General features: G+C 69.1%; 9 protein-coding genes, 1 tRNA gene and 1 pseudogene. 4 read left to right on the top strand and 7 right to left on the bottom strand.

Annotated features, from left to right (window positions below; genetic code table 11):
• Window positions 1–587 (top strand): annotated as a pseudogene (locus ACK4UM_RS19985) (hypothetical protein); the annotation flags it as partial.
• A gap of 331 nt (window positions 588–918) precedes the next feature.
• Here the strand turns inward: ACK4UM_RS19985 and ACK4UM_RS19980 are convergent.
• A tRNA-Ser gene (locus ACK4UM_RS19980) sits at window positions 919–1,008 on the bottom strand.
• 209 nt (window positions 1,009–1,217) lie between these two features.
• Here ACK4UM_RS19980 and ACK4UM_RS19975 point away from each other — a divergent pair.
• Complete coding sequence (locus tag ACK4UM_RS19975) at window positions 1,218–1,619, top strand: type II toxin-antitoxin system HicB family antitoxin (RefSeq protein ID WP_409802600.1); 402 nt, start codon at window positions 1,218–1,220, stop codon at window positions 1,617–1,619.
• Between the two features lie 6 nt (window positions 1,620–1,625).
• Here ACK4UM_RS19975 and ACK4UM_RS19970 read toward each other — a convergent pair whose 3' ends face one another.
• From ACK4UM_RS19970 to ACK4UM_RS19950, 5 genes are all read right to left on the bottom strand, one after another.
• A complete protein-coding gene (locus tag ACK4UM_RS19970) occupies window positions 1,626–2,717 on the bottom strand; it encodes an ABC transporter ATP-binding protein (RefSeq protein WP_409802599.1) in 1,092 nt (363 codons plus the stop codon).
• Entirely contained in the window at window positions 2,714–3,739 is a 1,026-nt protein-coding gene (locus tag ACK4UM_RS19965; RefSeq protein WP_409802598.1) for an ABC transporter ATP-binding protein, read from the bottom strand. The genes ACK4UM_RS19970 and ACK4UM_RS19965 overlap by 4 nt, the downstream gene beginning before the upstream one ends.
• Window positions 3,736–4,596, bottom strand: coding sequence for an ABC transporter permease (locus ACK4UM_RS19960; RefSeq protein ID WP_409802601.1), 861 nt, complete (start codon window positions 4,594–4,596; stop codon window positions 3,736–3,738). The genes ACK4UM_RS19965 and ACK4UM_RS19960 overlap by 4 nt, the downstream gene beginning before the upstream one ends.
• Window positions 4,597–4,719: 123 nt before the next feature.
• Window positions 4,720–5,697 carry an ABC transporter permease gene (locus ACK4UM_RS19955; RefSeq protein ID WP_409802597.1) on the bottom strand — a complete coding sequence of 326 codons (978 nt, stop codon included), beginning with the start codon at window positions 5,695–5,697 and terminating at the stop codon, window positions 4,720–4,722.
• Window positions 5,698–5,809: 112 nt separating this feature from the next.
• Complete coding sequence (locus ACK4UM_RS19950; protein ID WP_409802596.1) at window positions 5,810–7,435, bottom strand: ABC transporter substrate-binding protein; 1,626 nt, start codon at window positions 7,433–7,435, stop codon at window positions 5,810–5,812.
• A 192-nt stretch (window positions 7,436–7,627) separates the two neighbouring features.
• Here ACK4UM_RS19950 and ACK4UM_RS19945 point away from each other — a divergent pair, with 192 nt between their 5' ends.
• Complete coding sequence (locus tag ACK4UM_RS19945) at window positions 7,628–8,563, top strand: LysR family transcriptional regulator (RefSeq protein ID WP_409802595.1); 936 nt, start codon at window positions 7,628–7,630, stop codon at window positions 8,561–8,563.
• Between the two features lie 40 nt (window positions 8,564–8,603).
• A complete protein-coding gene (gene argE / locus ACK4UM_RS19940; RefSeq protein ID WP_409802594.1) occupies window positions 8,604–9,770 on the top strand; it encodes an acetylornithine deacetylase in 1,167 nt (388 codons plus the stop codon).
• 88 nt (window positions 9,771–9,858) lie between these two features.
• Here argE and ACK4UM_RS19935 read toward each other — a convergent pair whose 3' ends face one another.
• Window positions 9,859–10,845 carry a calcium/sodium antiporter gene (locus tag ACK4UM_RS19935; protein ID WP_409802593.1) on the bottom strand — a complete coding sequence of 329 codons (987 nt, stop codon included), beginning with the start codon at window positions 10,843–10,845 and terminating at the stop codon, window positions 9,859–9,861.
• Window positions 10,846–11,479: the final 634 nt, after the last annotated feature.

Below are 11,479 nucleotides of genomic sequence, written 5' to 3'. Positions count from 1 at the left end.
GCTTGAAGGGTGCCCGACCGGCGCCGCCCGGGGAGTTGGACACGTCCGGAGCTGAGAGGCGTATGGCAGGGGGCATCGGCGCTAAGAAGGTCGACGTGACATGGGCGACGGAAGAGGCGGGGCTGATCCTCGGCATCTCCATCAAGACCATAAACTTCCGCGACAGCCGCACCAAGAATTTTCAGAAGAACCTGACCAACCGACGCGGCGACATGCTGTTCGAGGCGGTCACCCTGCACCGGCGCTTTCCTTACGCAGTCTTGGGCGGGCTCTTCTTCCTTGACCAGGGCGCCGCCACTGACGGCACCGGCCGGCGCCGATCCACATTCTTGAATGCTCACACCCGGCTCCGCCTGTTTACTGGGCGGGATGACCCTGGAGGGCGGGATGAGCAGTATGAGCGGCTGTACATCGTTCTGCTGGACGCCTCCTCTGGCCATGCCAACTTCACTGCCTACCTCGTCGGGGAGCCTGACACGGCAGTGCCAATTTCCGACGCGCTGGACGAACTGTTGCAGGTGACGGCCATCCGCAACCCCGACTTCTATGACTATGCGAACGGCGAGCTCGGCCCCCTCAGTGGCTAGTGGACTGAGTGGGCGCTTCGGACACGGAGCGCGAAAGCAATGGTTGGAGCAGGCGTTGAGCAGTTCACTTCCGATCCCAGTCCCATTTGGTCCGGTCGCGACTGGGATCCAACTCAATTGTTTAGCGCACTATTATCGCAGTAAAATCATGGCCTTGGAGGAAATTCACCAAAACAGCGCAGTCATGAGGTCCGGAGAATATCGGCTCTTAGAGACCGCTTTCAGGCCTCCCGCCGGCAGAGGCGGTGCTCAGCTCCACCCGCATAACCCTCGAAAACAACGAGAAAATCCGGCCGAAGCCGGATCGGGAGAACGCTTTCGCGAGGGCAAGTGGCGGAAGGGGTGGGATTCGAACCCACGGTGGAGTCGCCCCCACGGCGGTTTTCAAGACCGCTGCCTTAAACCACTCGGCCACCCTTCCGATCGCGTCGCGGACCCGCGGGTATGGCAATAGCGCGTCGCGGGGCGGGAGGGAAGCGGGGTGGGGTGGGTTTCGGATGGCGTCAGCCGCCAGGACGATGTATATCGATACACACTAGGCGGAAGCAAGGCGGATGAAGAGTGCGGACGTGATCGCTGCTCTGCTGGAGGCATCGAGAAGCAGTCTGGCCTGAAGCTGAGATGACCCCCATGCCTCACTACATCGCCTTGATCCACAAGACCGAAGATAGCGACTACGGCGTGTCGTTTCCGGATTTGCCCGGCTGCATCAGCGCGGGCGAGACGCTCGACGAGGCGCGCGCGATGGCCGAGGAGGCGCTCGCGCTTCACATCGAGGGACTCGTGGAAGACGGCGAGGCCGTGCCGGAGCCGAGCACGCTGGAAGAGGTCATGCGCGACGCCGACAATCGCGAGGCTGTGGTCGCCTTGATCCCGGCGCCTTCGGCCAAGCGCAAGGCGGTGCGCGTCAACGTGACCTTCCCCGAAGACGCGCTCGAGCGGGTCGACCGGTATGCGCAGGACCACGGCCTGTCGCGGTCCGGCTTTCTGTTGCGGGCGGCCGAGCGGGCGATGCGGTCCGGGGAGATTTGATTCCCCTCACGCCGCCCCCAACACCCCCGCCTCGACCTTCCCCGGCCGCGACATTCCCTCGTCGTTGAGATGGCACGCCGACAGGCGCCCCGGGCCGATCGGCTTCAGAGCCGGGCGGTCCGTCTTGCAGCGGGCGAAGGCGTGGGGGCAGCGGGGGTGGAAGTGGCAGCCGGGCGGGGGGGCGAGCGGGGAGGGGATCTCGCCCTCGAGCGCGGTGAAGGCGCGCTTCTTCGCCTCGAGGCGGGGCACCTCGTCGAGCAGCGCCTGCGTGTAGGGGTGGTTCGCGCCGGCGAACAGGTCCTCGGTGCGGGCGAGCTCGACGATGCGGCCGAGATACATCACCGCGACGCGGTCCGAGATGTGCTCGACGACGCCGAGATCGTGGCTCACGAAGACGTAGGTGAGGTTCAGGTCGCGCCGCAGCTCCATGAACAGGTTGAGCACCTGCGCCTGGATCGAGACGTCGAGCGCGGCGGTGGATTCGTCGCAGACGAGCACGCGCGGATTGACCGCGAGCGCGCGGGCGATGTTGATGCGCGCCCGCTGGCCGCCCGAGAACTGGTGCGGGTAGCGCATGCGAAGCGCCGGATCGAGACCGACCTTCTCCATCAGGGCCGCGACATAGGCCTCCATCTTGCCCGCCGGCACGAGCCCGTGCACGACGGGGGCCTCGCCGATGATCTCCTGCACGCGCATGCGCGGGTTGAGCGAGGCCATCGGGTCCTGGAAGATCATCTGCACGGCGAGATCGGCGCGGCGGCGCTCGGCGCCCGACATGCGCGCGACGTCCTTGCCCTCGAAGAGAACGCGACCCTCGCTCGGCGCGAGGATGCCGGCGACGATGCGGCCGAGCGTCGACTTTCCGCAGCCGGATTCGCCGACGAGGCCGATCACCTCGCCCGGCGCGACGTCGAAGGAGACGTCGTCGACCGCGCGCACGACCTGCTCCTTCAGCCCGGCGCCGAACAGGTTCGCGACCTTCTCGGCGACGTCGAGGCGCTTCACGAAGCGCTTGTGGACGTGTTCGAGCCGCAGGATCGGCGTGGTCTTGCCGTCTACGGGGGTCTTGCCGTCGGCGGCTTGCGCGCGGCTCGTCATGCGAGGCTCTCCGGATGAGCGTCCGGGCGCGCCTCGGCGAGGCCCGCGCCCTCGAGCAGGGGGTTGCGGCAGCGCGCGGCGCGGCTCTCGCCGAAGGGCGTGCGCTCGGGCCGCGGATCGTGGCGGCAGGGCTCGATCGCGTTGAAGCAGCGCGGCGCGAAGGGACAGCCGGGCGGGAGCTTGGCGAGCGAGGGCGTCATGCCGGGGATCTGCGCGAGCGGCACGCCGCGCTTGTTGCGGCTCGGCACCGAGCCGATGAGGCCCGACGTGTAGGGATGGATCGGCCGCTCGAGCACGTCGGCGACCGGCCCCTCCTCGACGATGCGGCCGGCATACATCACGCAGACCTTGTCGGCGAGGCCGGCGACGACGGAGAGATCGTGCGTGATCCAGACGAGCGCGGTGCCGGTCTCCGCGCACAATTTCTGCACCTCGGAGAGGATCTGCGCCTGGATCGTGACGTCGAGCGCCGTCGTCGGCTCGTCGGCGACGAGCACGCTCGGGCGGTTGAGAAGCGCGGTCGCGATCGCAACGCGCTGGCGCATGCCGCCCGAGAACTGGCCCGGATAGGCCGCGAGCCGCTCGTGCGGGGAGGGGATGCCGACGCGCGCGAGCGCCTCCGCGGCCCGCGCCCGCGCCGCCTTCTCGGTGACGTTTTCGTGCGCGCGGATCGCCTCGATCATCTGCGTGTCGATGCGCAGGACCGGGTTGAGCGTCGTCATCGGATCCTGAAAGATCATCGCGACGTCCTTGCCGCGAACGCGCCGCAGCGCCTTCTCCGACAGGCCCACGAGCTCCTTGCCCGACACCTTGATCGAGCCCCCCGCGATCTCGCCCGGCGGATCGATGAGGCCGAGGATCGCGAGCCCGGTCACGGACTTGCCCGAGCCGCTCTCCCCGACGAGGCCCATCACCTCGCCGCGGGCGATCGAGAAGGAGACGCGGTCGACGGCGGTGAGCACGCCCTCGCGCGTGGCGAAGCGGACGACGAGGTCGGTCACCTCGAGAACGGGCGCGCTCATCGCGAGAGCCTCGGGTTGAGGACGTCGCGCAGCCGGTCTCCGACGAGATTGATCGCGACGATGACGATCACGAGCGCGACGCCGGGAAAGGTCGAGATCCAGTAGCGGCCCGACAGGAGGTAGGAATAGCCGTTGGCGATCAGCATGCCGAGCGAGGGCTGCGTCACCGGCACGCCGACGCCGAGGAAGGACAGCGTCGATTCGAGCGCGATGGCGTTGGCGATCTGCACGGTCGCGACCACGATCAGCGGCGGCAGGCAATTGGGCAGGAGATGGCGGAAGACGATGCGCCGGCGCGGCAGCGCGAGGCACTGCGCCGCCTCGATGTATTCGCGCCGCGTCTCGACGAGCGCCGAGCCGCGCACGGTGCGCGCGTAATAGGCCCATTGCACGACGACGAGGGCGATGATCACCTTGTCGACGCCGCGCCCGAAGACCGCGAGCAGCACGAGCGCCACGAGGATCACGGGAAACGAGAGCTGCAGATCGACGATGCGCATGATCAGGCTCTCGATGCGCCCGCCGGCATAGGCCGCGAGCACGCCGAGCGAGGCGCCGATGATCGCCGCGATCAGGACGGAGGCCGCGCCGACCGAGAGCGACACGCGCAATCCGTAGAGGATCGCCGAGAGCATGTCGCGCCCCTGGTCGTCGGTGCCGAGAAAGGCGATCCGCCCCGTGTCGAGCATCTCGCCCGGCGGGAGCATGTTGTCCATGATGGACAGAGTGGCGAGGTCGTAGGGGTTCTGGGGCGCGATCCAGGGCGCGAAGATCGCGGCCAGGATGCAGGTGACGAGGACCGCGAGGCCGATCACCGCGCTCGGCGCCTTCAGGAAGGAGGCGGCATGGCGGCGCATCAGGCTCTCGCCGCGCTCGAGCGCGGGCGGCGGGGCGGCGACGGGCGCGACGGGGACGGGCGCGGCGGCGCGGGTCGGCGCGGGTTCGGGTCTCGTGATGTCGGTCATGATGCCGGCCCCACCTCAGCTCTTGCCCTGCGAGAGGCGCACGCGCGGGTCGATCAACGCGTAGAGGAGATCGACCACGAGATTGATGATCACGAAGATGAACACCGTCAGCATCAGGTAGGCGACGACGACGGGTCGATCGAGGCGGTTGATGGAATCGATCAGGAGCTTGCCCATGCCGGGATAGGCGAACACCGTCTCGGTGACGACCGCGAAGGCGATCATCGAGCCGAGCTCGAGGCCGAGCACGGTGACGACGGGGATCATCATGTTCTTGAGGACGTGCACGAAGACGATGCGCCGCTGCGAGAGGCCCTTGGCGCGGGCGAAGCGCACGTAATCCTGCAGCATCACCTCGCGGGTGCCCGCCTGCGCGATGCGGATGACGAGCGAGGCCTTGTAGAGCGAGAGCGTGAAGGCCGGCAGCAGGAGATGGCGCAGACCGTCCCAGGTGAACATCGACAGATGGACGCCGAGCACCTCCGTCGTCGGCCCGCGCCCGCTCGCCGGCAGCCAGCGCAATTCCACCGCGAAGAGGAGGATGAGCATCAGCCCGATCCAGAAATTCGGCAGCGAGAAGCCGAGGATCGAGGTCGACATGATCGTGCGCCCGGCGACGCTGTCGGGCTTGAGCCCCGCGATCACGCCGAGCGGGATGCCGATGACCATCGAGAACAGGAGCGCCACGAAGGCGAGCTCGAGGGTCGCCGGCATGCGCTCGAGGATCACGGTCAGCGCCGGCTGGGCGAAGACGAAGGAGCGGCCGAGATCGCCCCGCAGCGCGTTCCAGATGAAGATGCCGAACTGCTCCCAGAGCGGCCGGTCGAGACCCAGCCGCCGGGCGATGGCGTCGAGCTCGGCCTGGTCGGCCTCCGGATTGGCGAGGATCGCGACGGGGTCGCCCACCGCGTAGACGGCGAGGAAGACCAGCACCGCCATCACGGCGATGACGAGCAGGGACTGCCCGAGACGGCGTATCAGGTAAACGAGCATCGGGCCTTCCTCGCGTTGACGCGAAGGGACGTTCGAGGCGAGGGACGCAAGACTACACTTGCGAAGAGGCCGGCGCACGGGGTCGCGCGCCGGCCGTCTCGTGCCTGCAGGCTCAGTTCGCGGGGACGACGTCCATCGCGAGCGTGTACTGGTCCGCGCGCGGGGTGAGCTCGAGATTGGCCGCGAAGGCCCACGGCGTCACCTCGATGTGCAGCGGGATGGTGCCGTAATCGTCCATCGCCATGCGCGAGGCGCGCTGCAGGAGCTCCTCGCGGGCCTCCGGATCGACGGTGCGGGTCGCCGCCATGATCAGCGCGTCGATCTCGGGGTTCGAGTAGCGCTGACGGTTGGTCGAGCCCATGCCGGTGTCGGGATCGCGGGTCGCGACGAGCGCGATCAGCGGGCTCGACATCTCGCCCGTGGCCGCACCCCAGCCCGCGAGCCAGAAGCCGAACTCGAACTGATTGCGGCGCGAGAAGAAGGTCGAGGCCGTCATCGCGTCGACGTCCGTCGCGATGCCGACGCGCGCGAGCATCTGCGCGATCGCCTGCGAGATGCGCTCGTCGTTCATGTAGCGATCGTTGGGCGTGAACAGCGTCACCGAGAAGCCGTTCGGGAAGCCGGCCTCGGCCAGGAGCTGGCGGGCGCGATCGGGATCGTAGGGATCGACGGGGGCGTTCTCGGTCGTGCCGAACATCGGGTAGGGCAGGAGCTCGCCCGCGGGCAGCGCGAGGCCGCCCATGATGCGGTCGACGATGGCCTGGCGGTTGACCGCGATCGAGATCGCCTCGCGCACGCGCACGTCGGTGAAGGGGTTCCTGCCGTCGGTGCCGGAGACGCCCGGCGGGACGTGGCCCTCCTCGGGGTTCTGGTCGAGGTGGAGATAGATCACGCGGTTGGACAGGCCCTCGGCGATCTTGTTGCCGGCGCCGCGGATGCGGTCGAAATCCTGGATCGGCGGGGTCTCGATGACGTCGACGTCGCCGGCGAGCAGCGCCGCGACGCGCGCGCCCTGGTTCGCGATCGGGCGCTTGACGACGCGCTCCCAGGTCGGCGTGCCCTCCCAATGGTCCTCGTTGCGCACGAGGACGAGCTGGTCGCCGCGCACGAAGCGCTCGAGCTTGTAGGGGCCGGTGCCGACGGCGTTCGCCGGATCGATGAAGTCGTTCACCTGCGGGGGCGTGCCCATGTTCTCGCAGCCGTCGGGCGTGAACACGGCGTCTTCGCCGCCGAAGACGGCCGCCGAGAGGATGCCGACCGAAGCGAAGTTCGTCGGCAGCAGCGGAACCGGGCCGTCCGTCGTGAAGGTGATCGTGAGCGGATCGTTCTCGTCGACCTCGATCGACTGGATGCCCGCGACGAAGCTCGTGAAGGAGGAGGGCGAGTTCTCGACGGTCGGCACGCGGCAGATCGTGTAGATCACGTCCTGCGCGGTGAACTCGTTGCCGTTGGAGAAGGTCACGCCCTCGCGCAGCCGGAATACCCAGGTGGTATCGTCCACCGCTTCCCACTCGGTCGCGAGCGAGGGCACCGTGCGCTGGTTCTCGTCGGCCTTGGTCAGCCCCTCGAAGACATGCATCCGAACCTGGTTGTTCGGGCCGAGATTGTGGAAGTGGGGGTCGAAAGCGGTAGGTTCGGACGCGAGCCCGATGCGCAGCGTCTGGGCCGCAGCCGGTGCCGCCATCATCAGAGCCAGCGGAACTGTCGCCAAAAGCAGGCGGCGAGTCTTGGTGGTCATGAACTTCTCCTCTGGAGCCTCTACGGAATCGGTTCGATCCGACTCTCGAAGACCGATGCGCTACCGCAATCGGCCAGCATCATGCAAGCACGTCGCAGGCCCGTGGACCAGACTTGATTGCGACGCTGCCAAGGCTAATATTCGAACCCGGTATTGTCACTATGCAACCTGATCAGCCGGGGTAATAGAAACATGCGCGATTCGGATAGCGACGACGAAAGCGGTCGCTCGTCGAGGCCCAGCGTCCGCGAGCTCAAGGTCCTGCACGCCGTCATCACCACGCGCAAGACGACGGCTGCAGCCCAGCGGTTGGGAGTTTCGCAACCGGCGGTCTCACGCGCCATCGCGGCCCTCGAGGCGCGGCTCGGTCGCGACCTGTTCGTGCGCGACGGCGGGCGCCTGGTTCCGACCGCCGACGCCTTCGCCCTCGATGCCGAAGCCGCCCCGATCTTCGCCGCGCTCGAGCGCCTGGCGAGCTGGCCGAACGCGCCGGCGGCGGGGGCGGTCCTGCGCATTCTCGCGCCCCCGACCATCGCCCACACCTTCCTGGCGCCCCTCGTCGTGCGCTTTCTCGCGGTCGAGCCCGAGACGCGCATCCAGATGGAGATCGGCCGGACCGAGGACGCCGTTCGCGCGGTCGCCGACGGCACCGCCGATCTCGGCGTCGTCGACGTGCCCGCCGGCCATTACGGCGTGCGCTCCGAGCCGTTCCGACAATCGATCGCCCACGCGATGATGCCGGCCGACCACCCGCTCGCGGCCAAGGACGAGGTCACGCCCGCCGATATCGGCGACACGCCGCTGATCGCGGTGACGCGGCGCTTCTCCCAGCGCGCGCGCCTCGAGCGGGCCTTCTCCGATTACGGCGTGGAGCCGCGCACGGTGCTGGAGGCCGGCACCGTCCAGTTCCTCACCGAGATGGTGCGCGCGGGCGTCGGCGTCGCCGTCGTGAACCCGTTCCCGATCGCCTACGTGACGGGCTCGAGGATCGCCTTCCGGCCCTTCGTGCCGCAGATCGAGTACGAGAGCGCGTTCATCTTCCCCGCGGTCGGCGGAAACCTGCCGGTCGCCCGCCGCTTCGTCGATTTCGTGCGCACCGAGCAGGCGGATCTCGTCCCGGTGGAATGAGCGCGCCGGCATGGAAGCCGGCCTGCGAGGAAAGATCATCATGAGCGTCAACGAGCGCGTCGTCGCGCGCCTGAAAGAGCTCGTCGCCTTCGACACGACGAGCCGCAATTCCAATCTCCCCCTTCTCGACCATGTGGAGGACATCCTGCGTCCGCTCGGCTTCGCGCTCGAGCGCTACCCGGACGAGACCGGCACGAAGGCCAATCTCTGGGCGACGATCGGCCCGGCGGACCGGCCCGGCATCGTGCTCTCCGGCCATACGGACGTCGTGCCGGTCGACGGGCAGGACTGGGAGACCGACCCCTTCGTGCTCGCCGAGCGCGACGGGCGCCTCTACGGGCGCGGCGCCTGCGACATGAAGGGCTTTCTCGCCGTCTGCCTCGCGCTCGCGCCGGAGATGGCGGCGGCGCCGCTCGCGCAGCCGATCCACTTCGCCTTCACCCACGACGAGGAGGTGGGCTGCGTCGGCGCCCAAGCGCTCGTGCGCCGCCTCGCAGCGGAGAAGGGCATCGTGCCCATGGCCTGTTTCGTGGGCGAGCCGACCTCGATGGGCGTCGTCGTCGGCCACAAGGGCAAGCGCTCGGTGAAGGTGACGGTGCGCGGCCTCACGCGCCATTCCTCGCTCGCGCCGCAGGGCGTCAACGCGGTCGAGTTCGCAGCGCTTCTCGTCGCCCGCATCCGCGCGCTCGCCGACCGGCTCGCCGCCGAGGGCGCGCGCGACGGCGCCTTCGACGTGCCCCACACCACCGCCCATGTCGGCGTGCTCACGGGCGGCACCGCGCTCAACATCGTGCCGGACGTGGCGAGCATCCTGTTCGAGATCCGCGCGATCGGCGCCGACGATCCCGACGCCCTCGTCGCCGAGATCGAGGATTATGCCCGCCGCGAGCTCGAGCCGCGCATGCGGGCGGTCGATCCGTCGACCGGCATCGATTTCGAGGTCTATGCCGGTTTCCCCGGCCTCGACACGCCCCCAGACGCCCCCGTCGTCACGCTCGGAAAGCGGCTCGCGGGCCGCAACGACCACGCCAAGGTCGCCTACGGCACGGAGGCCGGATTGTTCTCGCAGATCTGGCAGGTGCCGACCGTGATCGTCGGCCCCGGCTCCATCGCCCAGGCCCATCAGGCGAACGAATGGATCGCCAAGGACCAGCTCGTCGCCTGCGCGGCTTTCGTCGAGCGCCTGATCGCCGAGTGCGGGCGGTGAGGGCCGCGTACCCTCCCCGCCGCTTCGCGGGGGGAGGGGGCGTCGGCGTCGCGTGTCGTCTTCCGCGGATCGTCTCGCGCCGATCACGTCACGACGGCCAGAGGAAGAACAGATACGCGGCGTAGCCCGCGAGCAGCAGCCCGCCCTCGAGGCGGGTGATCCGGCGGCCGGTCGCGGCGAAGACGAGCATCGCGACCGTCACGGCGACCATCACGGGCAGGTCGAACGTCGCCACTTCCGCGGGGATCGCGACGGGCGCGACGAGGCCCGTGATGCCGCCGATGCCGAGCACGTTGTAGATGTTCGAGCCGACGATGTTGCCGAAGGCGACGTCCGTCTGGCGGCGCAGAGCCGCGACGACGGAGGTCACGAGCTCCGGCAGCGAGGTGCCGACGGCGACGACGGTCAAGCCGATCACCGTCTCCGAGATCCCCATCGCGCGCGCGAGCGTCGTGGCGCCGTCGACGAGGAGCGCGCCGCCGGCCACGACGACGACGAGACCCGCGAGCGCGGTCGCGATCGGCCAGGCGAGCCCGCCGCCGCGCTCGCCGGGGTCCGGCACGAGCGCGTCGTCGACGCCCTCCGTCGCGATCGCCTTGTCGTGGAGCGCGCCGTGATCGGGGCCGGCGGCGGCCTCCTGGCGGAAGGCGGAATAGATGTAGAGACCGAGCGCGGCGACGAAGACCGCGCCGACGATCCGGTCGAGCGGCCAGACGAAGGCGAGGAGCGCGAGCGCGACCGCGGCGGCGAGGGCGATCGTGCCGTCGCGGCCGAGCGCGCGCCGGTCGACGGCGATCGGCGCGATCGCCGCGCAGATGCCGAGGATCAGGAGCACGTTGGCGATGTTCGAGCCGACGATGTTGCCGATGGCGATGCCGGGCGCGCCCGCGAGCGAGGCCTGGACGGAGGTGACGAGCTCGGGCGTCGAGGTGCCGAAGCCGACGAGGGTCAAGCCGATCACGAGGGGCGAGACCCCGAGCCGGCTCGCCGCCTTGACGGCGCCGCGCACGAGGAGATCGCCGCCGAAGACGAGGAGCACGAGGCCGGCGAGGACGAGGAGGACGGGTGTGAGCATGGTGGCGCGTCTCGAAGGAGGTCGGGGCGACCCGCCTCGGTCGAGCGCCCGGCGCGCGCGGGCGCCCGGGGCTGCTGTTCCGAGGAGGGGAACAGCTCCGACATCGCGGCCGCGCCGGGCATCGCCCGCCGCCATCCGCCAGAGGGGCCCGGCGCTGTAGCGCTGCCGAAGATGGGAGCCCGCCCGCCGCCGCGCAAGGGGGAGGGGGCGTCGCTCGATCCGGCTGTCCGAGCCACGGGTCGTGATCGGCGGATGCGACCGCGACCAAGGGGCCCGGCCTTCTCCTTCCCCTGGCAGTCTGTGATTCTTCCGGTGGTTGTCATCCCGGGCCGCGAAGCGGACCCGGGACCCATATCCGCGACGACAAGTCCGAGCGCGCATGCCGCGCTCGTTCTGCTGCCGTTGGGCAGGCTTTGTCGGAGAAACGCAGCCTACAGGCTGCGACTGAGACGTCGTGGATATGGGTCCCGGATCGCCTTCGGCGTTCGGGATGACACCGTCGGGGCTGCTCCCCCGTGTCATCCCCGGCCGGAGCACGCGTAGCGTGCGCAGGGGAAGCAACTAATATTCACGCGGCATTTTCGACCCATGGGGTGCCCCTGGCGAGGACGGCGTTGATCTGGACGAGGAGCTT

It is taken from the genome of Salinarimonas sp. (assembly GCF_046292825.1).
GTDB lineage: Bacteria > Pseudomonadota > Alphaproteobacteria > Rhizobiales > Beijerinckiaceae > Salinarimonas.
The sequence above is the reverse complement of the archived record's forward strand: the minus strand, read 5'-3'. Positions and strand labels throughout refer to the sequence as shown.